At 69.8% G+C, this 24304-nt stretch carries 21 protein-coding genes; 7 read left to right on the forward strand and 14 right to left on the reverse strand.

Going from position 1 to position 24304, the window contains the following annotated elements; translation table 11 throughout:
* Positions 1 to 192: 192 nt before the first annotated feature.
* The 6 genes from lexA to ON26_RS17655 all read left to right on the forward strand — a co-directional run bounded on the left by lexA (position 193) and on the right by ON26_RS17655 (position 7258).
* Positions 193 to 921 carry a transcriptional repressor LexA gene (lexA, locus tag ON26_RS17630; RefSeq protein WP_040797340.1) on the forward strand — a complete coding sequence of 243 codons (729 nt, stop codon included), beginning with the start codon at positions 193 to 195 and terminating at the stop codon, positions 919 to 921.
* A 213-nt stretch (positions 922 to 1134) separates the two neighbouring features.
* Positions 1135 to 1986, forward strand: coding sequence for an RNA polymerase sigma factor SigF (locus ON26_RS17635; protein ID WP_051027183.1), 852 nt, complete (start codon positions 1135 to 1137; stop codon positions 1984 to 1986).
* Positions 1987 to 2424: 438 nt separating this feature from the next.
* Positions 2425 to 3468 carry a glycosyltransferase gene (locus ON26_RS17640; RefSeq protein ID WP_444543701.1) on the forward strand — a complete coding sequence of 348 codons (1044 nt, stop codon included), beginning with the start codon at positions 2425 to 2427 and terminating at the stop codon, positions 3466 to 3468.
* Positions 3468 to 5618 carry an amylo-alpha-1,6-glucosidase gene (locus ON26_RS17645; protein WP_040797280.1) on the forward strand — a complete coding sequence of 717 codons (2151 nt, stop codon included), beginning with the start codon at positions 3468 to 3470 and terminating at the stop codon, positions 5616 to 5618. Before ON26_RS17640 ends, ON26_RS17645 begins: the two co-directional genes overlap by 1 nt.
* Before the next feature lie 13 nt (positions 5619 to 5631).
* On the forward strand, positions 5632 to 6210 hold the full coding sequence (locus ON26_RS17650) for a DinB family protein (protein WP_040797281.1): 579 nt from the start codon (positions 5632 to 5634) through the stop codon (positions 6208 to 6210).
* A gap of 232 nt (positions 6211 to 6442) precedes the next feature.
* Positions 6443 to 7258: a hypothetical protein gene (locus ON26_RS17655; RefSeq protein ID WP_245545896.1), complete on the forward strand. Its 816-nt coding sequence runs from the start codon at positions 6443 to 6445 to the stop codon at positions 7256 to 7258.
* A gap of 171 nt (positions 7259 to 7429) precedes the next feature.
* Here the strand turns inward: ON26_RS17655 and ON26_RS17660 are convergent, their stop codons facing one another.
* From ON26_RS17660 to ON26_RS17735, 14 genes are all read right to left on the reverse strand, one after another.
* Complete coding sequence (locus ON26_RS17660) at positions 7430 to 8014, reverse strand: TerD family protein (protein WP_040797282.1); 585 nt, start codon at positions 8012 to 8014, stop codon at positions 7430 to 7432.
* Positions 8015 to 8219: 205 nt separating this feature from the next.
* Positions 8220 to 8795 carry a TerD family protein gene (locus ON26_RS17665; RefSeq protein ID WP_040797283.1) on the reverse strand — a complete coding sequence of 192 codons (576 nt, stop codon included), beginning with the start codon at positions 8793 to 8795 and terminating at the stop codon, positions 8220 to 8222.
* 377 nt (positions 8796 to 9172) lie between these two features.
* A complete protein-coding gene (locus ON26_RS17675) occupies positions 9173 to 11044 on the reverse strand; it encodes a S24/S26 family peptidase (protein WP_051027185.1) in 1872 nt (623 codons plus the stop codon).
* The gene (locus tag ON26_RS17680; RefSeq protein ID WP_245545897.1) at positions 11041 to 11619 is read right to left on the reverse strand and encodes a TasA family protein; all 579 of its coding nucleotides are present in this window, start codon (positions 11617 to 11619) and stop codon (positions 11041 to 11043) included. Before ON26_RS17680 ends, ON26_RS17675 begins: the two co-directional genes overlap by 4 nt.
* 47 nt (positions 11620 to 11666) lie before the next feature.
* Positions 11667 to 12872 carry a signal peptidase I gene (locus ON26_RS34620; protein WP_245545898.1) on the reverse strand — a complete coding sequence of 402 codons (1206 nt, stop codon included), beginning with the start codon at positions 12870 to 12872 and terminating at the stop codon, positions 11667 to 11669.
* A gap of 32 nt (positions 12873 to 12904) precedes the next feature.
* On the reverse strand, positions 12905 to 13474 hold the full coding sequence (locus ON26_RS17695) for an alternate-type signal peptide domain-containing protein (RefSeq protein WP_040797286.1): 570 nt from the start codon (positions 13472 to 13474) through the stop codon (positions 12905 to 12907).
* 209 nt (positions 13475 to 13683) lie between these two features.
* A complete protein-coding gene (locus tag ON26_RS17700; RefSeq protein WP_040797287.1) occupies positions 13684 to 14829 on the reverse strand; it encodes an acyl-CoA dehydrogenase family protein in 1146 nt (381 codons plus the stop codon).
* Between the two features lie 204 nt (positions 14830 to 15033).
* Complete coding sequence (locus ON26_RS17705; RefSeq protein WP_083884171.1) at positions 15034 to 16140, reverse strand: alpha/beta hydrolase; 1107 nt, start codon at positions 16138 to 16140, stop codon at positions 15034 to 15036.
* 123 nt (positions 16141 to 16263) lie between these two features.
* Positions 16264 to 17118, reverse strand: coding sequence for a lysophospholipid acyltransferase family protein (locus ON26_RS17710; RefSeq protein WP_051027186.1), 855 nt, complete (start codon positions 17116 to 17118; stop codon positions 16264 to 16266).
* Between the two features lie 217 nt (positions 17119 to 17335).
* Positions 17336 to 18766: a GTPase HflX gene (gene hflX, locus ON26_RS17715; protein ID WP_051027196.1), complete on the reverse strand. Its 1431-nt coding sequence runs from the start codon at positions 18764 to 18766 to the stop codon at positions 17336 to 17338.
* A gap of 286 nt (positions 18767 to 19052) precedes the next feature.
* Positions 19053 to 19937: a diaminopimelate epimerase gene (dapF, locus tag ON26_RS17720; protein WP_040797349.1), complete on the reverse strand. Its 885-nt coding sequence runs from the start codon at positions 19935 to 19937 to the stop codon at positions 19053 to 19055.
* 55 nt (positions 19938 to 19992) lie between these two features.
* Positions 19993 to 20829, reverse strand: a complete 837-nt coding sequence (locus ON26_RS17725) for a TrmH family RNA methyltransferase (protein ID WP_040797288.1) — start codon at positions 20827 to 20829, stop codon at positions 19993 to 19995.
* A complete protein-coding gene (gene miaA, locus ON26_RS17730) occupies positions 20826 to 21761 on the reverse strand; it encodes a tRNA (adenosine(37)-N6)-dimethylallyltransferase MiaA (RefSeq protein WP_040797289.1) in 936 nt (311 codons plus the stop codon). Before miaA ends, ON26_RS17725 begins: the two co-directional genes overlap by 4 nt.
* On the reverse strand, positions 21758 to 22633 hold the full coding sequence (locus ON26_RS17735) for a class III extradiol ring-cleavage dioxygenase family protein (RefSeq protein WP_040797290.1): 876 nt from the start codon (positions 22631 to 22633) through the stop codon (positions 21758 to 21760). Before ON26_RS17735 ends, miaA begins: the two co-directional genes overlap by 4 nt.
* Positions 22634 to 22914: 281 nt before the next feature.
* On the opposite strand from ON26_RS17735, the gene ON26_RS17740 reads away from it, so the two are divergent.
* Positions 22915 to 24291 carry a DUF349 domain-containing protein gene (locus ON26_RS17740; RefSeq protein WP_040797291.1) on the forward strand — a complete coding sequence of 459 codons (1377 nt, stop codon included), beginning with the start codon at positions 22915 to 22917 and terminating at the stop codon, positions 24289 to 24291.
* The last annotated feature ends 13 nt before the right edge of the window (positions 24292 to 24304 follow it).

Consider the following 24304-nt stretch of genomic DNA (forward strand, 5'->3'; position numbering starts at 1 on the left):
TCCCCCGGTTCGGGGCGCACAGCCGGCGCGTTGTTCGCTCACATGTTCGAAGAACGTATGTTCGAATTTCTATCACGGCACACCCGCGCTGTCACCACCAAACGCCGACGCGAGTCGAACGGATGTTTGAAGATTCCCTGCGGCCGGACTAGATTCGGACACGACGACAGACGACGGGAAGGGCGGGTTGTGGTGAGCCGTACAGACGACACGGTGGAAGAGAGCGGAGTCGCCGTCGACCCCGTCCTGAACGGGGCGGATCTCACCGTGCGTCAGCGCAAGGTGCTCGACGTCATCCGGTCGTCGGTGAGCGAGCGCGGCTACCCGCCGAGCATCAGGGAGATCGGCGACGCCGTCGGCCTCACCTCGACCTCCTCGGTCGCCCATCAGCTGCGGGCCCTCGAGCGCAAGGGCTATCTGCGCCGCGATCCCAACCGGCCACGCGCCGTGGACGTCCGCGGGCTCGACGAGGCGGTGCGTGCGGTCACCGCACTGCCCGGTGGTGCACCCGAGGCAGGCGAGTCCGCTGCCGACCCCGCTCACCCGACCCCCACCTTCGTGCCGGTCCTCGGCCGGATCGCCGCGGGCGGCCCCATCCTCGCCGAGCAGGCGGTCGAGGATGTCTTCCCGTTACCGCGCGAACTCGTCGGCGACGGCTCGCTGTTCCTGCTGCGCGTGGTCGGCGAGTCCATGGTGGACGCGGCGATCTGCGACGGCGACTGGGTGGTGGTGCGCCAGCAGAACGTCGCCGAGAACGGTGACATCGTGGCAGCGATGATCGACGGAGAGGCGACGGTCAAGACGTTCAAGCACATCGGCAAGGACGTATGGCTGATGCCGCACAACCCCCTGTTCGAACCGATTCCGGGTAACGACGCCCGCATTCTCGGCAAGGTCGTGACCGTCATCCGTAAGGTCTGATAGTCGCACGGCCGGCCGCCCGCGCAGATCGCCCACTACCTGGCCACCCGGCCCGGTGCCGAGACGGCCTGGACTCCGCAAGCGGTGGCCGAAGTCATGCGTACCGGGCTCTGAAGGAGTTCCGGAACACACCTGTTTGGTCGCTGGGGTCGAGGGTATTGCCTCGTCAGTCGAGTCCAACGGCAGCGAGAGAGCACACGAGGGAGATATCCCATGCGCGAGACCGCCGCGCCCGCCCGGACCGCGAACACCGGCTCCGAGGAACGCCGACAGAGCCGCCACACCGAAGACACCTACGACAACATCGAACCCCGGTTCGAAGAGCTGGCCGCACTGTCGGGCACCGATCCGCGTAGAGACGCACTGCGCGAGCACATCATCGAACTCTGCCTGCCGCTCGCCGACCACATCGCACGGCGATTCACCGGCCGGGGAGAGGCCTTCGACGACCTGCATCAGACCGCCCGCCTCGGTCTGGTGCAGGCAGTGGATCGATTCGATGTCAGCCGGGGCAGCTCATTCCTGGCGTTCGCGGTACCGACCATCATGGGCGAAGTGCGCCGCCACTTTCGCGATCACACCTGGGCACTGCGGGTACCACGCCGGGCCAAGGAACTGCAGGCGCTGATCGGCCCGGCCACCGAGACCCTGTCCCAGCGCCTCGGGCGGATGCCCTCGGCGCGCGAAATCGCCGAAGAGCTCGGTATCGAGCTCGTCGACGTGACGCGCGCACTGGTCGCCGCGAACGCCTACTCCACCAACACCCTGCATGCCGTCGGCCGCGACGACGACGGCAACGCGGGCCTGTCGGTCGGCGACAGCCTCGGTTCCGAGGAGCCCTGCTACACGCTGATGGAGGATGCGATGGCGGTGCGACCGCTCATCGCGGCACTGCCCGAGCGTGAACGCCAGGTCTTGATCTGGCGCTTCTACGACTCGCTGACCCAGTCACAGATCGCCGAGCGGCTGGGTGTGTCGCAGATGCAGGTCTCCCGCATCCTGAACCGGACCCTGACCCAACTCCGGGAATCGGCGCTGGCCGAGCCGGTCGCCGCCGTGGCCTGAGGGCCGACGCCGCGCATGCCCGCGGGTTGCCGTGTCACCCGTGGGCACGCTCCGCACTGCCGCCACGGTTTCATCCACGCGATTCCCGGGTAGTTGCTGTTGAATAGCTATCACTGTTGAATGGCTTCGAGGTCCGCGCGGATTTCTCCGCTCGCCACAGGACCGTTGTTCGACACGCAGCGCGTGACGTTTTTCCAGCAGGACATGTGCTAGTCGCAGGACGTGTTTTCGGCAGGAAATGCACCACCCCCCTATGCAGGAGGATGAGTCGTGGGCGTTCGGTCTGGTTCGGACTCTGGTTCGGTGCCGCGAGGCGGCAGGTCTGCTTCGGTGCCGCGCGGCGGCGACGGGGCGGGTCTGGCGGATCCGCGCGGCGGGTTACACATCGTGCTCGTCGCTCCGCCCTACTTCCAGGTTCCGCCCACCGGTTACGGGGGCGTGGAGGCGGTCGTCGCGCAACTGGCCGACACGCTCGTCGCCCGCGGTCATCGGGTCACCCTCATCGGGGTGGGCGAGCCGGGCACCGGAGCCGACTTCGTCGCGGTCGCCGAGCGCGGCGCGGCCGAACAGCTCGGCGAGGCGTATCCCGAAGTGCTGCACGCCCTTCGAGTGCGCCAGGCCGTCGAGGAACTCGCCGCGACCGAGCCGATCGACGTGCTGCACGACCATACTTTCGCCGGAGTCCTCAACGCGCCGTCCTACCATCGGCTCGGCATCCCGACCGTCCTGACCGTGCACGGTGCGGTCGACGGGGAATTCGCCGAGTACTACCGCCGGATCGGGGGCACGGCGGGTCTGGTGGCCATCAGCGATCGGCAGCGCGCGCTGGCGCCGGATCTGAACTGGGTGGGCCGGGTACACAACGCCGTGGTTCCGGGTCAGTGGCCGTTTCGCGCCGAAAAGGATTCCTACGCACTGTTTCTCGGCCGCTTCTCCCCATGCAAGGGAGCCGATCTCGCGGTGCGCGCCGCGCACGAGGCCGGTGTCCCGTTGATTCTGGCCGCCAAATGCATCGAGCCGATCGAGAAAGAATTCTTCGAGGACTGCGTGCGTCCGTTGCTCACCGACGACGACCTGGTCTTCGGTGAAGCGGATTCGACGCAGAAGCGCACATTGCTGGCCGACGCGCGCTGCCTGCTCTTCCCGATCCGCTGGGAGGAGCCCTTCGGCATGGTGTTGATCGAGGCGATGGCATGCGGCACACCGGTCGTCGCGATGCGCGGCGGCGCGGTCGAGGAGGTGGTCGAGCACGGCGTCACCGGCTGGGTGTGCGACGAAGCCACCGACCTGCCGGAGTACATGCTGCGCAGCGAGGAGATCGATCCCCGCGCCTGCCGCACCCGGGTGGAGCGATTGTTCTGCGTGGATCGGCTGGCCGCCGGCTACGAGGCGGTCTATCTGGAGACCGTCGCGGGCTCCCGTGAAACGACTGTCCGGCCCCGGGCTGCCGCCCGGTCCACGCTCGTCACGGCGGTGCGGTGATGACCGCGCCACTGCGCCCGCTGGCCGGTACCGCCGTGGTCAGCCTGGTGCAGGCCGACACCGGCTGCCTGTGCGTGAGCGACCGGTGTGGCGACATCCACCGCGACGCCACCCAGGGCCTGTTCTACCGCAACGCGCGTGTCCTCTCCCAGTGGGAATTGACCGTGGAAGGCCGCGCCGTCGAACAGATCGCCTTCGACAACATCGGGTCCGGACAGACCCGGTTCCTGTTGCGGGTGACCCCGTATTCCGGGTGCACGAGCACCGTGCTGATCGAGCGCCACCGCATTCTCGGGCACGGCCTGACCGAGTCGATCACGGTGCGCAATCTCGGTCACGAGGACACCGCGCTCACCCTGACCCTGGACGTGGACGCCGATTTCGCCGATCTGACCGCCGTCAAGCACGGCAAACCGGAGGCGGGCGGCGGCGATGTCGCGGTGAACGGCGAGGAGATGCTGTTCATCGACGACAGCGACTCCGGGCACGGGGTCGCCGTCCGCGCCACCGGCGAGCCCAAAGTGACGCCGGGTCTGTTGCGCTGGCGCGCGGTGATTCCCGCACAGGGCCGTTGGCAGACCGAGCTGGGCGTGCAGCCGGTGAACCGCTATCGCCGGATGCCGCTCGTCGGCTCCGAGACTCCGCGCGAGCCGGACGAGCCCACGGTCAGCTGGCGCGACACCCCCACCAGGGTGCACGCGACCGCCAGGGAATTCGCCCGGGTGCTCACCTACGCCGAGAGCGATCTGGCTGCCTTGTCCATCCACGACGAGAACGGCGTACCGGCCTACCTCGCCGCGGGCGCGCCCTGGTCGATCCAGTTGTCCGGCCGCGACAGCCTGCTCAGCGCCTGGATGACGCTGCCGCTGAATCCCGGTCTCGCCCTCAGCACCCTGACCGGGCTGGCCGCGCTGCAGGGCGCCGCCTGCGATCCACACACCGAGGAGGAACCCGGTCGCATCCTGCGTGTGCACCACGGGCCGGGAGGCGCCACCGACCGGGCGGGCGCCTGCTACGGATCGGTGGACACCACGCCGCTGTTCGTCATGCTGCTCGGCGAGGCGCTGCGCTGGGGCGCCGATCCGGCCGATGTGCGCAAGCTGCTGCCCGCCGCGGATGCCGCGCTGACCTGGATCGATCAGTACGGCGACCTCGACGGCGACGGCTTCGTCGAATACCGCAGGCACACCGATCGCGGGCTGATCAACCAGAGCTGGAAGGACAGCTGCGACTGCATCAACGACGCGCACGGTCACCGAGCGGACCCGCCGATCGCCCTCGCCGAGGTCCAGGGTTACGCCTACGCTGCCGAACTCGCGCGCGCCGACCTGGCCGACGCTTTCGGCGACCAGCGCAATGCCGAACGACTGCGGGCGTGCGCCGCCGAGCGCAAGGCGCGCTTCGACGCGGCGTTCTGGATCCCCGAACGCGGCTACTACGCGCTCGGCCTGGACGGGCACAAGGCCCATATCGACGCGATGACCAGCAATCCCGCGCACTGCCTGTGGACCGGCATCGTCGCCGACGAACGTGCCGCGCAACTGATCGAATCGCTGGCGAGCCGGTCGATGGGCAACGGATTCGGGCTGCGCACGCTCGGTTCCGACATGGCCGCCTACAACCCGATGAGCCACCACAACGGCGGGGTCTGGCCGCACGACACCGCGATCGCGGTCGCCGGGCTGCTGCGCTACCGGCACGTTCCCGGAGCCACCGCGCTCGCCGAGACCCTGACAGCGGGATTGCTCGACGCCGCGGGCTTCTTCGACGGCCGGTTCCCGGAACTGTTCTGCGGCTTCGATCGCACCGAATTCCCCACCCCGGTCCCGCATCCGGCGGCCTGTGCGCCGCACGCCACCTCGGCCGCGACGCCCTTGCTGCTGCTGCGCTCCTGGCTGGGCCTGGAACCGGACGTGCCGCAACGCACCCTGATATTGCATCCGAGGCTGCCCTCGGACTGGGGCACGGTGCGCATCGGCGACCTGCGGCTCGGATCGGCGACCGTGCACATCACCGCGCACGCCAACTCCGCGGAAGTCACCGGGCTGCCCGAGGACTGGGAGCTGCGCAAGGCGGTACCGGCCCGATCGGCGCGCTCGCGCGATACCCAGCCCTGGGACGACGACCAGGTGTCGGTGGCGACCGAGTGACCGGAGCGTGGCGATGACCGAGCCGGTCTGGAACCCGCTGCTGCGCGAACAGCTCGACTGGCACTGGCGCCATCAGCTGCGCGGGCGGCTCGACGGACTCACCGACGCCGAGTACTTGTGGGAGCCGGTCCCCGGCTGCTGGAATGTGCGCCCGCGCGGCACCGGCACCGCTCCCGTGCAGGCGGGCAGCGGTGCCATGACCATGGACTTCGCCTTTCCACCACCGGATCCGCCGCCGTTGACGACGATCGCCTGGCGGCTCGGGCACGTCATCGTCGGGGTGCTGGCCATGCGCAATGCCGGGCACTTCGGTCGGGAGGCGGTCGACTACCGGTCCTTCGACTACGCGCCGACCGCCTCGCTGGCGTTGGCGCAACTCGAGGCGGAGTACGCCACCTGGGTCGCCGGCGTCGAGTCGCTGGGGGAAGCCGGTCTGCTGCGACCGTGCGGGCCGACCGAGGGACCGTACGCGGCCGAGCCGATGGCCACACTGATTCTGCACATCCACCGCGAGCTCATCCATCATCTCGCCGAGGTATGCCTGCTGCGCGATCTGTACCTGCACCTCCACCGGGATGCTCCGACACGCTGATCTCGTGACGCGCTGTCGACCCATCCGTTTCGTCCGTGAGTTCGAACGTGAAGGGAGAAGAACTCTTTCGGACGAGAGGTGATCGATGGCACCCGGTCGGCACTCCAGCGCAGCCCAGCACACCGGCGCCGGAAAGCACGCGGCACCCGAAGGGCGCGAGGCCGTCGGCGGGAGGGCAGGAACAGGGCGGCACCGGGCGATCAGTCCGTCACGCAGGCGAGTGGGCCTCGCGGTGGCGGCCGGCGCAGCGCCGGTCGTGCTCACACTGGCCGGGACCGGCCAGGCCGCAGCCGATTTCGAGCGCGCGACCGCTGTCACCGAGGAAGCGCAGGCCCCGGGTGCCGGACCGGGTTCGCCGGCGTGGCCCGCGGCAGAGGCGCCGAATATCCGCCCCTACCATGGGGTTCGCATTCCCGACGACATCTTCAGTTCATTGCAGTGGGCACGGCCGTTGCCCGAGCCCGAATACCTCTCGCCGGTGGAAGGGCTGCACGCGCCGGTCCCGGTCGTGCCGGTCCCGCCGATCGCGCCGCCACCCGACATGCTCCGCTTCGGAGATGTCCAGGTCGAACCACCGGAGTGGTTGCCGCGCGAGCACGCCATCCAGCTCAACGACGCCGCTGCCGTACAGGAGGCGCAGCTCGCGACCTTCCTCGACTCGGTCGGCATGGAACGGACCCGCTCGGACCGGATCGCGAGCCAGACCGTCGGCGCGGCAGCGGTCGGTGCCGCCGCGGGGGCCGCTGTCGCCAGCCCGTTCGCCCTGATCGGCGCGGGTGCGGGCGGGGCGATGGGATTGTTCATCGGAATGCCGTTCGCGCCCATCGGTTTGGCCGCCGTGCCGGTCGGCGCGGCCTACGGCGCGGCTCTCATGGCCGCGCCGTTGGCGGTGATCGGCGCGGGCGTCGGCGCCACCGTCGGCGCGGCACAGGCACTCACCGCGCCGCCGCGCGCGCTCGGTCCGGCGCCGGAGGATGTCGCGATGCCGGAGACCGTCACCACAACGGCCACGCCGACGTTCGACGCGCCCGGCGCGATCCCCGCCTGACACGCCCACCCCCAGCCTACGACGGGTTCAGGGTTCGGTGACCGGCGCGGTCGGCGCCACCGTCGACATCACGGGACGCGGCCGCCGAGATCACCGACCCGGCTGCCGACTCTCCTCGGAACCGGCAGCCGCGACTCTGCATCAGCTCGGGCTGCTCGCGCCGGCGACGGCTCAGCTCTGGATTGCGAAGCGCAGCAGTGCCTGCCGGTCGCCCTGCTTGATCTTGCCCTTGCGATCGAGCACCTCGAGCTGCCACACCGGACCGTTGCGGAACGCGCGGGCGATCGCGTTGGCGTTCTCGGTGCCCAGCATCGACGGCCAGATCTCGGCGACCTGCTGACTGCTGCCGCCGGTCGCGTCGTAGATCTTGAACGCGATGTTGTTCGCCTTCTCGAAGGAAGCGCCCTTCTTGAATGCCGCGGCGACGAAGATGATCGAGTCGATCGCGGCGGGCACGCCGGCGAAGGTGACGTTCACGGTCTCGTCGTCGCCTGCCGCCGCGCCGGTCTGCTCGTCACCGGAGTGCACGATCGACCCGTTGCCGAACGGGTCGAGCGAGTCCAGGCCCGCGAAGCGCACCGGATCGCCGCCCTGCGCGCAGATCGCGATGAGGTCCAGGTCGACGCCCTTCTTGCGACGCGCGATACCGAGCAGACCGCCGCTGGAGCCCGCCGACGGATCCCAGCTGACCCCGACGCTCAGATTGGTGATGCCGGCCAGGTCCGCGGGACCGTCCTCTTTGCGGAGAGTGATCATGTGCTGCGACGCCTTTCGTGTAACGCGTGGTCTCGGGTGAATCGGTGGACAGGAACGGTTTCGGGTCCGATACCGATGATGCCGCAAGCGGCGCGCACACGGCGGGCCGGTCGGCGCGGCGACGGACGCGCGAGGCATCCACCGACCACGAGGGTGGGACGCTGCGGTGAGCGCCCCACCCTCGACGGATCCGGGTGCGGACGAATCAGACGGTGACGCCGAAATCCTGCGCGATGCCGGCCAGGCCGGAGCTGTAGCCCTGGCCGATGGCGCGGAACTTCCACTCGGCGCCGTTGCGGTAGAGCTCGCCGAACACCATCGCGGTCTCGGTGGACGCGTCCTCGGACAGGTCGTAGCGCGCCAGTTCCTCGCCGTTGGCGCGGTCGAGTACGCGAATGTAGGCGTTGCGCACCTGGCCGAAGGACTGGCTGCGGGCATCGGCGTCGTAGACCGACACCGGGAACACGATGGACTCGATGTTCGCCGGAGTGGCGGCGAGATCGACGTTGATGACCTCGTCGTCGCCCTCGCCCTCACCGGTGCGGTTGTCACCGGCGTGCTCGATGGCGCCCTCCGGGGACTTCAGGTTGTTGAAGAACACGAAATGCTTGTCGGAAACGACCTTCTTGTCCGCCCCCAGCGCGATGGCGCTGGCGTCGAGGTCGAAGTCGGTGCCGGTGGTGGTGCGCAGATCCCAGCCGAGCCCGACCGCGACGGCGGTAAGGTTCGGCGCCTGCTTGGTCAGCGAGACATTGCCACCCTTGGACAAACTGACACCCATGTACGGATTCCCTTTCACATCGACGGCGACCGACCATCGGCACGCCGCGCTCCCGGACCAGGCCGGGCCCTACTGATCGGCCCCGCCGAGACGGACGGCGGGACCGGCATCGCGGTGGAAGAGAAAGGAACCGGATGCCGACCGATGATGACCGAATTCGGCTCCGATTTCCCCGGATTCGCCACAGCCCCCCGCGAGTGTCCGGACCTCGCCCGCATCGCTCTCACCGGCGATCGGCGAGACCGCTCCCCACGATAGGACGGAACCGGTAGCGGCGCTGTCGGACACGATTCACACTAACACGTCGCGATGTCCGATTTGTCGGGGTACTGTCGGCGCCCGAGAGAGATGACGGCCGATAGCAGACGTTTCGACCGTCAACTCCCGTCCGGAGTGACGGTGGTGGTCGTACTCTCCGCGGGCCCGGACGCCGCCGGCGGCGCCTGGGGCACCTCGGGGACAGGCGATTCGGCCGTCGTCACGGTGGGTTCCGGTGGTGCCCGCGGCGCCTCCGCGGTCGTCGGCGGCGCCGAGGGCGGCGAAGCCGTCTGCCCGGCGGACGATTCCGGTGACGGCGACACCGACGACCGCGCGTCCTGCGATGGGCTCGGCGAAGCCGAAGTCGCCGACGGCGACGTGCTCGGCGCCGACGTGTCCGACGACGAAGTCACCGACGGAGAGGTCACCGACGACGAAGGCTGCGGAGCCGACCGCAGGGCGGGCGCGCTCGCACAGGACACCGCGGCAAGCCCCACAGTGAGAGGCTGGGCGACGAACGCTGTCGACTGCACGCCGCTGACAACGCCACGGATTTCCGCGACTGCGGCGTCGCTGGTGCGCAATGCGAGATCGAGGCCGAGGGTGGAGACGTCGATGGTCACGGCTCGGCCGGCCTGGGCGGGCACGCTGGTCACCCGCACCAGGACGAGCACATTGCCGGAATTCTTGTCACGCACTGTGACCGTATAGGTGTGCGGTGAGCCCACATGCGGCCAGCTGAGCGTGGCCCGCGCCTGGCTCAGCCCCGCCGCGGGTTGCGAGACGCAGCTCACCGAGGCGGGCGCGAACACCTCGACCGCGGCACGGTCCTGTTGTCCGCGCAGACTGCAATTCAAGTCTTCCTGCCACAGCGATCCGACATCTTGGTAGATGCCGATGCCGCGCCAGGGGGTGGACACCTGTCCGGTGGAGACCGGCGGGGCGGGCAGCATCGTGTGCACTTCCAGGTCGTACTGCCATATCTCCGATCGGCGCGGCATGCCTGCGCCGGTGATCGTGTAGCTCACGGTGTCCCCGGCATCGGCCGGCACGCTCGTGACATCCCAGGTGCGCCAGACGCGCCCGTCCAGATCACGCAGGAACAGCCGGTAGAGGTACGGAGCGCCGACGTGGCGCCAGGTGAGGTCGACGAGATCGGGAGCGGACCCCACGGTGCGCACCGCACAGGTCACGTAGGCCCCCGAGCTGAACGGCTGGTCGGCGCGTGGCAGGAATTCCGTCCGGGAACTGAACGCGGCGCTGGTCACTACGGCGGAATCCGTATCGGCCGCCCTTGCCTGGGGTGCGGGTACGGTCGCCAGCACGAGCACGGCGGCGGGCAGCAGCACCAGGGGCGGCAGGCGATGGCTGGGCGAACCTCCACGCGGCGATGCCGAATCCGCACTGCCCGGCGGACGCGCGGACCGGAGCCCCGGGTCCGGCCCGGGGGCCTGCCGAACATCGGGCGGCGCCGGCGGGTCGTCGTCGCGGCGTCCGCGCGGACAGAACGCGATCATCAGCAGGACTCCGGAGAACAGTCCCGCCGCGAAAACCGCTGCGGGGCCGGACAACCAGGTCAGCATGTATCCCACCTTCTCGGCGTGGAAGAAAACCCGTTCGGCTTCGGTGACGGTGTAGCGCCGCACGTCCTCGGCCTCGTTGGCGTCGCCCTTCAGCCGCAACGTCGCGCTGTTACCCGCCACCGCCTCCACCGCGACGACACGGTGGGTGAGTCGTTCGCCGGTCTCGTCGACGACGCTCACCACGTCGCCCTCAGCGATCCGGTCCGCGGGGACTTCACGAGCCAGCGCCACCGCGCCCGCGCCGATCGTGGGCTGCATGGATCCGGAGCGGAACAGCAGCGGCGTGATGCCGAAGCTGACGGCCACCAGCGAGGCCAGCAGGCACAACAGCCCGGCGATCGCCCCGGCGGTCAGGACGGCCTCCGTCAGGGCGTCTCGACGCTCCGCCCGTGCCGACGGGGCCGTCACGGGCGCACCACTTTCGCGTCGAAAGAGAATCGGATCGAGGGCACCGTCTGGTTCTGCGCGGCGGCAGGCGCGGTGCTCGGCAACCGGACCACCATGCACAGCGGGTCGGAGCCGGTCCTGGCGGCCAGCGGCCGGGGCGTGGTCACCACGGCGACCGGCGCGTTGACGCCGAGAGTCACCTGCACGAGCCGGGTTCCGGTGCACGTGCCGCTCCGGATGCCCTGCGAGCTCGATTGATTCGGCGTGCCGCCCGGATACAGGTCCAGCTGGAGGTTGTTCGCCAATGCCGCACCACCGGTCGCCACCGCGGTCATGGTGTAGGTCAGCGGGATCGTGCCTTTGTTCTGCACCGTCAGGCGCGCCGAAACGCTCTCGCCGGGCACCATGTTCGCCGCCGTGAGCGCCCCGAAGGACAGGCTCTTCGTATCGTCCACCCGCAGATCGATCGAGCCGATGGCGAACGTCCCCGAGGTCGCGGTCGCGGAATCACTCCACGCCGCGAGCGTGGCCACCGTGCCCATCCCCACCACCACGCCCAGGCTGAGCACGGCCCGCAGCCGGCGACCGGTCAGCACGCGCACCGCCGCTGCCCACCGCCGGCTCCGAATCCCTTGCCGCGCGGTCATCTCCGGCTTGCCCGCCGATCACCGCTGCGCGGCTCGTCTTCCGGCCGCTCGCCCCCGCACTCCCCCGGCGCTGCGCCGTCGCCGCCGCGGCGGGCTCGCACGCGATCGCGGGTCTCGGCGGCGATGTTGTAGAAGGCGTAGCCGATCAACACCGTCACCATCAGCGCGACGACGAAGGCCCGCCGCTGCCCCGACAACCAGTTGTTCACATAGCCCAGATAAGGAATGGAATACCAGACCGCGCCGCGAACCTGTTCGGGCCTGACCACCTTCTCGTCGGGCACCTCGTTCGCGTCGCCCTGGGTGTGAAAGCCGTACTCCCCGACGGCGTTACGCCGGATCGAGATCACCCGGTGGGTCACGACCTCGCCTCGGCCGGATTCCAGCTGATAGGTGATGGGACTACCCACCCCGAGTTCGGCGGGTTCCACCGGCCGCACCACGACGAGGGTGCCGGGCGGATAGGTCGGCCGCATCGAGCCGGTGAGGATGGTGAAGCGGTGACCGCCGACCAGCGCCGGGACCAGGATGGTCAGCGCGAGGAAGGCCAGCACCAGGAACAGCCCCAGCCAGCCCAGCACGGTGCGAATCCACCAGCCCCAGCCGGTGTCCTCGGCCGATCCGGTGACGACGTCGGTGCCGGCGCTCATGTCGAACTCGCCAGGAAATCGAAGGTCACCGCGGTACTCGTTCCGCCTGCGGCGTCGGCGCCGACGGTCGCCCGCAGGGCACCACACCGCGATGGCGCCCGGCGCCAGAGCCGGGGCCCAGGCGGGCGCGGGCGGCGCCTGGGCTCCGGACATCGGTCCGTTGTAGACGGCGGCACCGGCTGGTTCGGCGGCATCGGGACAGCTCGCCGCATCGCCGACGATCCAGGCGCGCAACGTCAGCGGCACGCGGGAATCGCGCTGCCGGACGTTCTGCAGTCGGTAACGCATCTCCACATCTCCCGCATTGCGGATGGTCAGCGGCTTCTGGACCGATTGGGCGGGCGCGAGATCGGCGCCGCCGAAACCGGCGAACGCGAAGTCGCGGATCTGTTCGTCCGCACCACCTACCCGGAGCGCCAGCGTGCCCGAGCGGATCACACCGCCGTCGATCGCGGCCTCCGCGCGCCACAGCGCACCGGACCGATCGGCGACACCGAAGATCACGATCACCGCGGCCGCCGCGCCGGCGGCCCACCATCTGTGTTCGCCCATACCGGAACCCCTCGCCGCCGGTCCGTCCGGGATTACGGCGTGCCCGGGTTCGCATTCTGGGTCAGCGTGATGGCGACGTTCTGCAACGTCACCTGAGTGTTCTGCGCTTCGGTGCCCGCGGTCGCCGGGTCGAAGGTCAGCCGCGCCGATACCGTCAGGGTGTCGCCGTCGTCGGCCTCGGTGATGGTGGCGTTGGGCAATACGGCGCCGCTGCTGCTCGTGGCGGTCAGCGAGGTGTCGATCAGCCGCGCGCGCAGTGCGGGATCACTGTCCGCGGAGAACATCTCGGAGGTGTCCGCCGCCAGCGTGGCGGTCAGATTGTCGCCGTCCGCATTCACCGTGGTCGTGCAGGTGTAGCGCAGGGTGTCGCCGGGAACGATCCGGAACGAGTTCACGTCGATCGGTGTGGCCGCTCCGCCGGTGACATCCTCCCAGCCACTGCCGGCGACCGGCACGCAATCGCTCAGGGACAGTTCGCCCGCGGTGATCGTGCCGCCACCGGTCTCGGTCCGGTCCTGCCAGAACGCGATACTGCCCGCGCCGCCGAGCAATAGAATCGCCGCTGCCCCAGCCGCCAACGCCGCCTTGCCTTTCCGGTCCATCGGCTCTCTCCTCGGTATCGGTCCGACGTCGAAAACTCGTCGAGAATCGGCCACAGGTCACAGTTCTTTCCTGTAGGAAGCATTCCTCGATTGCGAGTCGGCAAACATACCGTTATCGGCAGGAGACCACCGGGGGACATGGGAAGCGCCCCGAAACGACACCGAGGCGGGACATCACGTCCCGCCTCGGTGTCGCGAAATCGCTTGGATCAGGCCAGCTTCAGCGAGCGGCCGATGATCTCCTTCATGATCTCGGTGGTGCCGCCGTAGATGGCCTGGATGCGAGCATCCATGTACGCCTTGGCGATCGGGTACTCGCGCATGTAGCCGTAACCGCCGTGCAACTGCAGGCAGCGGTTGATCAGGTCGATCTGCTCCTCGGTGCTCCACCACTTGGCCATCGCGGCGTCCTCGGCGGAAAGCTTGCCCGCGTTGAGGTCCTCGATGAAGCGGTCGACGAGCACGCGCACCGCGGTGGTCTTGGTGGCGAGCTCGGCCAGCACGAAGCGGGTGTTCTGCAGGGCGCCGATCGGCTTGCCGAACGCCTTGCGGTCACGCACGTACTGGCAGGTCATCTCCAGGCAGGCCTCCATCGCACCGGCGGCCATCACGGCGATGGACATGCGCTCCTGGGGCAGGTTCTGCATCAGGTGGATGAAGCCCTGACCCTCGACGCCCAGCAGGTTCTTCGACGGCACCCGCACGTCGGTGAAGCTCAGCTCGGCGGTGTCCTGCGCCTTGAGGCCGATCTTGTCGAGGTTGCGGCCGCGCTCGAAGCCGGGCATGCCACGCTCGACCACGAACAGGCTGAAGCCGAGCGCGCCCTTCTCCGGGTCGGTCTGGGCCACCACGATGACGATATCGGCGTTGATGCCGTTGGTGATGAAGGTCTTGGCGCCGTTGATGACCCAGTCGTCGCCGTCGCGGACCGCGCGGGTCTTGATGCCCTGCAGGTCGGAGCCGGTGCCGGGCTCGGTCATGGCGATCGCGGTGATCAGCTCACCGGAACAGAAGCCGGGCAGCCAGCGCTGCTTCTGCTCCTCGTTGGCCAGCTCGAGCAGGTAGGGCGCGATGACATCGTTGTGCAGCGAGAAGCCCAGGCCGGAGTACTGCAGCCGGGAGGTCTCCTCGGTGATGATGGCGTTGTAGCGGAAGTCCTTCACGCCGCCACCGCCGTACTCCTCCGGCACGGCCATGCCGAGGAAGCCCTGCTTGCCCGCCTCGAGCCACACCTCGCGCGGCACGACGCCCGCCTCTTCCCACTCCGCGTGGTTCGGCGCCACGTGCTGCTCGAGGAACTTGCGGTACGACTCCCGGAACAGCTCGTGCTCGGGCTCGAACAGTGTGCGCTCCACACCAACCTCCTAATGACCACACGGACCGGTCCACACCGACCCGTCGTTACCCGATACGGTACCCGGAACCCAAATCTCGGTTCACTTCGCACCGGAAATCTTGCGCTTCACCAGGAAGACTAGCGCCACCCGAGAACACGAATCGAGACCGCTCACAAACCTACCGGCGAGTTGCCCACCATCGACCGCGATAGCCGATCGCTGTCATTCCGCGAGCCCGAGCCCCCGGGCCAGGACCGGCCAGGATTGTTTCAGCGCGTCCTCCCAGTACCCCCAGGAGTGCGTGCCGAGCGGCTCGAAGACGTAGGTGGCCTCGATGCCGAGACCGGTCAGGCGGTCGCGCATATTGTGCGTGCAGAAGTCGGCCGCGGCCTCGAGGATTCCGCCGAAAACGACTTGGTTGACCCACCCGCCGACGCCCGGCTGGGTACGCGGGCCGTTCAACTGATCCCAGCGCCCCGGCAGACCGCTACCGGCGGACAGGAACAGTTCGAGCCCCCGCAGCCCCTCGGCGTTGACGTACGGATCATTCGCGGCCCACATCGGATCGTCGGGCGGGCCGTACATGTTCACCACATCGCCCCCTCCGGCCGCCACCACCGCCTGCACGGCCTGATGGCCGAGCGGGTCGCTGATCTGGGCGCAGCCGCTGTAGGCGGCGACCGCGCGATAGCGGCCGGGAGCGGCGATGGGCAGTTGCAGGACCGAAGTGCCCGACATCGACATCCCGGCGAGCGCGTTGCGCCCGTCGGCGCCGAGCACACCGTCCATCACCGGCGGCAATTCCTCGGTCAGGAAGGTCTTCCATTTGTTGACCCCGAGCACGGGATCACGCGCCCGCCAGTCGGTGTAGTAGCTCCACGCGCCGCCGATCGGCTGCACCACATTGACCGGGTACGCGGCGAGGAATTCCAGCGCCGAGGTCCGCTTGGCCCAGGTCGCCGAGTCCTCGCCGCCGCCCGCCCCGGCCAACAGGTAGAGGATCGGCCTCGGCACGGTCGGGTCGGCCGGCCGCTGCACGTCGAGTTCGATCACCTCGTCCATGGCGGCCGAATACACGCCCAACCGGAGGCTGCGGTCGTCGACGACCCGGAAGCTCACCAGTGCCGATCCGTCGGCGGCGCTCGGAGTCGCCAATGGCGCTCCGGAGCGGATGACCGGGTCGGCTACCGCGCGCTCGGAGCGGCCGGGATCGAAGACGGGCGGCCCGGGTGCGGCGGGATCGGCGGCCGCTCCCGTTGCCGTCACCAGTACCACCACGGTTGCGGCGGCAGCTCCGGTCAGCGTCCGCCCGATCCGCGTCCATGCCATGCCCTCACGGTACGGCCGAGATGCCAGAAATTAGCTGGAAGGCTCGCGGCGTTCGGGGATCGTTGTACGAGAAAAGCGGCACCGCGACCGATCGGGTGCCCGGAGGCACACGCCGAGGCGAGGTCAGATGCTCAGCAAACCGCGGACCCGGCCACCGAGGGTGCGTCCGGCATCGCGGGCACGCTCGGCGAACAGGTAGCGGATCTCCTCCTCGAGCGCCTTGCGTACGACATCGCGCAGGTCGGCGGCCGCCGCGTCCGGATTCTCCGCGCCCGCCCAGGCCGCCGGATCGATCGGCGCGCCCGCGGAGAAGTAGAACCGTTCCGGGCGCGGGATCGGCCCGAGACCACGCACCAGCGGTGGTGTGAGATCGCGCTTCAGGCCCAGCGATTCGACAGCCCAGCGCACCGGTCGCATGAGCGAATGCTCGCCGTCGACCACGATGTCGTAGGCGTCGTCGATGCCGATCATCGCCACCGGCACGATCGGCGCTCCCGACTCCAGCGCCATCCGGGCGAAGCCGGTGCGCCCCTCCCACTTGAGCACATACTTTTCGTTCTTGCGGCGAATGGCCTCCCGGCCGCCGCCGGGAAACACGAGCACGGCCTCCCCGCGCTCGAGCAGCGTCCGGCAGTTGTGCCGGTTACCGCGCACCGAGCCGAAGTAGTGCAGGAAGTGCCGCACCCCCGGCACCCCGATGAGCAGGTCCTCGGCCAGACCGCGGATCAGCCTGCCCCGGGTGCGCAGCACCTCGGGCAACAGCAACGGTGCGTCGACGATGCCGAGCAGATTGTGGTTGGCGACCAGCAACACCGGGCCTTCGTCGGGAATGTTGTCCAGGCCGTAGAAACGCGGACTGGTCCAGGCTCGCAGCGGAGCCAGCAGGGTGTCGAGCACCCGCAGATCGTTGTCGTCCAGGCGCACCTCCAGTGGCGCGCCGTCGGTCAGTGCCCCCTTGGCGGGCGAGGATTCGAGCATAGGTGGATTCCCCATCGAATGTCGGATTCCCGGCACGTCGTCGTACGGAAAACGTGGTGGTACGGAAAATGTGATGTCCCCTGCGTCGCACCATCGCGACTCCGCTTTCCACCGTACCGAAGAGACTGGAACCAGTTACAGAAGGATCCGCTCATCGTGGGGTATATCACCTGGTCACGTATGCCCTCAGGGAGAAGGACATACGTGACGGTCGGTTCTAATTCTGCTCTACGGGAGCGTGCCCGGCGTGCGCGTACTCCGCGAGCGCGGCGGCCAGCGCATGCGGCACCCTGGCCCGTAGCCGCGTGCCGCGCTCCTCGTGCTCGGACTGCAGGATCCGGCCGTCGGCGTGGACCCGGGCGAGCAGGTCGCCGCGCGTGTACGGGAGCAGGACCCCCACCTCGACATCGAGATCACCGAGGATCTCGGCCAGGCGCGCCCGCAGCCGATCGATCCCCGCGCCGGTGTGCGCGGAGACGAATTCCGCGTCGGGCAGCATGCCGCGCAGTTCGGTGCGCCGCATCGGCGACATGGCGTCGACCTTGTTGACCACCAGCAGTTCCGGCGGAGCCGTCGCGTCGGATTCCTTGATGACGTCGGTGATGACCTCCCGCACCGCCTTGATCTGCCCGGCCGGATCGGCGTCGGAACCGTCTACCACGTGTACCAGCAGATCCGCGCCGGTGACCTCCTCCAACGTCGAGCGGAACGCCTCGACCAACTGGGTCGGCAGGTGCCGGACGAAGCCGACGGTGTCGGTGAAGACGACCTCGCGGCCGTCGTCGAGCTGGGCCCGCCGGGTGGTCGGGTCGAGGGTGGCGAACAGCGCGTCCTGCACCAGCACACCGGAGCCGGTCAGGGCGTTCATCAAGCTCGACTTGCCCGCGTTGGTGTAGCCGACGATGGCGACCTGCGGGACACCGGAACCCGCACGCCTGGCGCGCTTGGTGTCGCGCGCGGTCTTCATCTCGCGGATCTCACGGCGCAGCTTGGCCATGCGCTCGCGGATACGCCGGCGATCGGTCTCGATCTTGGTCTCACCGGGACCGCGCAGGCCGACGCCGCCGTTGCTGCCCGCGCGACCGCCGGCCTGCCGTGACATCGACTCGCCCCAGCCGCGCAGCCTGGGCAGCATGTACTCCATCTGGGCCAGCGACACCTGCGCCTTGCCTTCGCTGGAGGTGGCGTGCTGAGCGAAGATGTCCAGGATGAGCGCGGTCCGGTCGATGACCTTGACCTTGACGACCTTCTCCAGCGCGGTCAGCTGCGCGGGGGTCAGTTCGCCGTCGCAGATCACCGTGTCGGCGCCGGTGTCGAGCACGACGGCGCGCAGTTCGTCCGCCTTGCCGGATCCGATATAGGTGGCCGGGTCGGGCTTGTCGCGACGCTGGATCAGCGCCTCGAGCACCTGCGAGCCCGCGGTCTCGGCGAGCGCCGCGAGCTCGGCCATGCTGGCCTCGGCCTGCGCGGACGTGCCCGAGGTCCACACCCCGACCAGCACAACGCGCTCGAGGCGCAACTGCCGGTACTCGACCTCGGTGACGTCGGTGAGCTCGGTGGACAGACCGGCCACCCGGCGCAGCGATGTGCGCTCCTCGAGCCGCATCTCGCCGGTGGTCGGCTCGGCGGTCCAGCCGTTGCGCCGCATTCGCGCGGCACGCTCGGCGATCACATCGCCCTCGTTCGGGTACTCGCCGTAGTCGCCGCTGTCGAAGTCGGCGTCCGCGTAATCGCTGTCGCGGTAGTCGGCGCCGTCGAAATCGCTGTCCGCGGCGGAGTTGTTGTCAGTGGAGAACTCGGCCTGGTCGGCGGTGTCGTTTCCGCTGGAGGTCGAAGTGATGTCGAACGTCTCTGATTTCCTCATACACCATCCATGCTGCCACGTTCCGGACCCGGTCCGCACTTCTATTTCACGCGGGCGGTGCCGCCGGACCTCAACCGAGGTCGCGCCACCAGTCCGCGCCGAGGCGACCTGTGGCGACCAACACCGACGGCCCGCGCAACCAGGCGCGGCCCGCCGACAGCCCGACGCGCACCTGCCCGCCGGGCACCCGGACGGTCACCTCGCCGGATCCGGTCGCCAGATCGAAGCCCTCGGCGCCGAGCGCGGCGGCCGCCGCGGCGACCGTTCCGGTGCCGCAGGAGCGGGTCTCGCCGACGCCACGCTCGTAGACGCGCATATCGACCCCGCGCTGCTCGTCGAGGGGGGTGAGGATCTCCACGTTCACGCCGTGGCAGAACAGGTCGGGGTCGTAGCCGGGTGAGACCGTCAGATCGAGTTTGGCCAGCGATTCGGCGGTCAGCTCGGGGTCGACGCACGCCAGATGCGGATTACCCACGTCGATGCCGATGCCGGACAGGCCCCAGCCGCCGATCGTCGCGGTGGACGGACCGAGCTGGCGCACCTCGCCCATCTCCACGGTGACCTCACCGTGCACCGGCCCCGCGGTGTGCACGGTGACCGGCCGACCGCCCGCGCGGCTGCCGACCACGTGCTCGCTGCTGCTCTCCCGGCCGGTCGCGGCCAGATAGTGGGCGAACACCCGCACGCCATTGCCGCACATCTCGGCGATCGAGCCGTCGGCATTGCGGTAGTCCATGAACCAGTCCTGCTCGGAGACGCCCGAGGGCAGTTCGGTGAGCACGCCCGCGGCCAGCAGCGCTCCCGCACGGGCGACCCGGAGCAGGCCGTCGGCGCCCAGGCCCCGCTGCCGGTCGCACAGGGCGCTGACCCGCTCGACGGTGAGGTCGAGGCGGACGTCCTCGTCGGGCAGCACCACGAAATCGTTCTGGGTGCCGTGGCCCTTCGTGAACTCGATGTCCGTCACTCGTGACACTCCGTTTCCACCGTCGTCCGGTCGTCGGTACGGCCGGTCACCGGACGAACGTCCGGCGCTGCCGCGATATTTCGTACAGGGCGACCGCGCCCGCCGAAGGCGCGCCCAGCGAACTGGCGGTACCGCCCATCGGGATCGACACCAGGTCGTCACACACATCCTGCCAGGCCGCGCTCATTCCGCTGGTTTCGTTGCCGACCACCAGAACGGTCGCCTCCCGGAAGTCGTGGTCGAAGACCGCGGACGTGCCGCGTTCGTCGGTGCCGACGATCCGGGTCGGGATGCCGCGCGCGATCTGCCGGTCCCGGAACTCGAGCACCTCCGCCGGTCCGGCCACCCGGAAAACCGGCACCGCGAACAGGGAGCCCGTGGAGGCACGGACCGCCTGCGGGTCGTACTGGTCGGCGCCGTGCCCGGCGACCACCACCGCGTCGGCGCCGAACGAATCGGCCGAGCGGATCAGGGTGCCCAGGTTGCCCGGCGAATTCGGCCGGTCGAACACCACGACGACCGGGGCGCTCTCACCGGGTTCGCCGGGTTCGTACTCGGCGAAGTCGAGCTGTCGCGAAATCGCCACGGCGATCAGTTCCGGTGCGGCATCGGCCTTTTCGCCGAGCTCGGCGATGAGTTCGGGCACCAGGCCGACCGCGGGCGCCCCGGCGGCGTCGAGCGCCTCGCGCGCCCAGGCCGACAGTTCCGCGCCGCCGAGGCGGTACAGCATGGTCTCCAGCGGCCAGCCCGCCGCCAGCGCCTGCGTGATCGGCCGCACGCCCTGCACCAGGAAGCGCCGATCGCGATTGCGTTTGGTGCGGTTGTGCAGGTAGGCCTGCCACACCTGCATCGAGGCGTTACGGGTGCTGACACGTCGGGTCACTGCGCAGTCCGTTCTGTGTGCTCGGTGGAGTGTTCGGCGATCGCGCCGAGTGCGGCCCCGACGAGCCCGGGATCCGCGCCGTCCAGCCAGTGGACCCTGGGATCGCGCCGGAACCAGGAGCGCTGCCGCCGAACGTAGCGCCGGGTTCCGATGAGCGTGCGTTCCTCGGCGTGGCGCAGATCGTATTCGCCGTCGAGATAGGCCAGTACCTGGGCGTAGCCGATCGCCCGGCGCGCGGTGACCCCGGCGCGCAGACCGCGCTCGGCCAGTCCGCGCACCTCGTCGACCAGACCCGAGGCGAACATCAGCGCGGTGCGGCGTTCGATGCGCTCGTCGAGTTCGGCGGTGTCGCGGTCCACGCCGAGCACGACGGCGCCCCATCGCGGCGTGCCGATGCCGGGCGCGGACGCCGCGAACGGCTTGCCGGTGAGCTCGACGACCTCGAGCGCGCGCACCATCCGCCGCCCGTCGGTGGGCAGAATCGTCTGTGCCGCAACCGGATCGGCCGCGCGCAGGGCCTCGTGCACGGCCGCCACTCCCCCGGACTCGAGCAGTCGCTCCCACTTGGCCCGCACCGCCGGATCGGTGGCCGGGAATGCCCAGTCGTCGAGCAGCGCCTGGACGTACATCATCGAGCCGCCCACGATCACCGGGGTGCGCCCGCGCGCCATGATCGCCTCGACATCGGCGATGGCGTTGCGCTGGTAGGTGGCGACACTGGCGGTCTCGGTGACCTCGAGGACGTCGAGCTGGTGATGCGGGATACCCCGGCGCTCGGCGACCGTGAGTTTGGCCGTGCCGATGTCCATGCCGCGGTAGAGCTGCATCGCGTCGATATTGACGATCTCGCCGTCGAGGCGTTCGGCGAGGGCGAGGCCGAGATCGGATTTGCCGGTGGCGGTGGGACCGACCACCGCGATCGGCACCGTCATCGCGCCCTGCCTTCCCGGTCGTCCCCCCGACGCCACACGCTCACGTGATAGCCGACGCCGAACGGCGCGTCCCGATAGTAGGTCCGCACGAGGGGGTCGGCGGCGTCGGGGGCGAACAGGCCGGCCAGCACCTGATGGGCGGGCCGGCCGTCGACACCGAGTCGCGCGCACAGTGCCGGGTCCAGGGCGCGCAGCGCGGCGCGGTCACCGGCGTCCAGCGCGTCGTCCAGGCGCCGCTGGACCTCGGGCGCCTGCTCCTGGAAGTAGCCGGGGGCGCTGGTCGACAAGGTCCGGGCGCCATCGGCGACGACGAGCACACCGTGCGGCTCCGGGTCGGCGTCGAGGGCGGTGCGCAGCCGCTCGCCCACCGCGAGGCAGTCACCGGGCGCGGCGTCCGCGGCGACCAGGCAGGCACGGGCCCGCGTACCGGGAGCGGCACGGCCTCGCAACCACGCGGCGATCAGCACGGGTAGCGGCACATCCGGATCCGGATCAGCAGCCGCGGACAGCGCTGCCGCGGACATTCCGACGGTCACATCGGCCCCGAATCCCCGGAATGTGCCCGCGAGGCCGGAGCCGAATTCCCGGACCGGCGCCGCCGTGACCGAATGCGCCGGAGCCGGCGAACCGGCGCGCGAATCGCCCGCGCCGGAGCCGGCGGCCGAGCCGGAGCCCGCGGGCGAGGGCGCCGCGTCTACTCCGACGACCGTCCATCGGGCGATACCGGCGAGTTCGCCGACGGCCGCGAGCGCGGCGGCGCGCACCCGCGTCACCTCGGCGACGGGGTCGTTCCCGGCCGTCCCGGATCGACCGCCGCAGAGCTCGGGAACCAGGACCGGCGGCGAAGGTACGAGAGCCGCAATGCTGAACACCTCGCCAACCGTATCGGTTCGCCGTGACGCGCCGACGCGGCGCCGGGTGGGCGGCGGCGGGCGGGTTCGAGTGTCTGTCGGGTCAATTGCTGCCGGGATTGATAGTGTCGGGGGTGCGACAACCCAGGTCATCACGGGTTGCCACCCGCACAGACCCGTGGGACGCCCTACCGCCCACGAGCGACCCGGACGCGTCCGTCGCGGCGGCTGGAGAGCAGGTCGAACGGGATGAACCAGGGTGTAACCAGGCAGCCGTGACGCGCGGCAAAGGACGGAGAGCAATGACCGACAGCAACGGAACCGCGAAGGCCACACCCGGCAGCGCGCCGCGTCCCTCCGGTGCCCCCAAGCCGGGCGGATCCAAGCCCCATCCCAAGCCGCACGCGGTCAAGCCGGCCCCGGGCCCGGCCCAGCAGCATCCCCATCCGGTCGTGGTGCCCACGGTGTCCGATCCCGCCCGATGGGGCCGGGTCGACGAGGACGGCACAGCGTGGGTGAAAACCGCCGAGGGCGAGCGCGTCGTCGGCTCCTGGCAGGCGGGTGACGCGGCCGAGGGCCTGGCCCATTTCGGCCGCCGATTCGACGATCTCGCCACCGAGGTCGCCCTGCTCGAGGCGCGGCTGGCCGCAGGCGCCGACGCTCGCAAGACCAAGGCCGAGGCGATCCGCCTCGCCGAATCGCTGCCCACCGCGGCCGTCATCGGCGACGTCGACTCGCTGGCGCAGCGTCTGCGGGCGATCACCGAACACTCCGAGGAAGCCGCGGCGCACGCCAAGGAGGAGAAGGAGCGCACCCGCCACGAGCACACCGAGCGCAAGGAGGCGCTGTGTGCCGAGGCCGAGCAGATCGCCGCGGAATCCACCCAGTGGAAGCACGCGGGCGACCGGTTGCGCGAGATCCTCGAGGAGTGGAAGACCATCCGCGGCGTCGACCGCAAGGTCGACGACGCGCTGTGGAAGCGCTACTCGAAAGCCCGCGAGGCGTTCAATCGCAGGCGCGGGGCGCACTTCGCCGAACTGGATCGGGAGCGGGCGGCGGCCAAGACACGCAAGGAAGAGCTGTGCGTGCGGGCCGAGGAACTGTCCGATTCCACCGACTGGGCGGGCACCGCCGCCGTCTTCCGTGATCTGCTGAACGAGTGGAAGGCCGCGGGCCGCGCGCCGCGGGAAGCCGACGAAGCGCTGTGGCGCCGGTTCAAGAGCGCCCAGGACGTGTTCTTCGCGGCCCGCAATGCCGCGGTGTCCGAACGCGATGCCGAGTTCGAATCGAACGCGGCCGCCAAGGAAGAGCTGCTGGCCGCCTACGCCCACCTCGATCCCGCCCAGGATCTGGACGCCGCCCGCGCCGGGTTGCGCGAGTTGCAGGAACGCTGGGAGGCGATCGGCAAGGTGCCGCGCGAGCGGATGCACGAGCTCGAGAGCAAATTGCGCGCGATCGAGAAGCGGGTCCGCGAGGCCGTCGACGATCAGTGGCGGCGCACCGACCCCGAGGCGATGGCGCGCGCCGCGCAGTTCCGGGAGAAGGTCGCGCACTTCGAGGAGCAGGCCGCCAAGGCCGAGGCCGCGGGCCGCGATCGCGACGCCGAGAAGGCTCGCGAACAGGCCAAGCAGTGGCGCGAATGGGCCGAAGCGGCCGAGGGCGCGGTCAGCAACCGCTGAACCTCCCGCGAGA

Origin of the sequence: Nocardia higoensis NBRC 100133 (assembly GCF_000308595.1) — a bacterium.
In the GTDB taxonomy this organism is placed as follows: Bacteria; Actinomycetota; Actinomycetes; order Mycobacteriales; family Mycobacteriaceae; genus Nocardia; species Nocardia higoensis.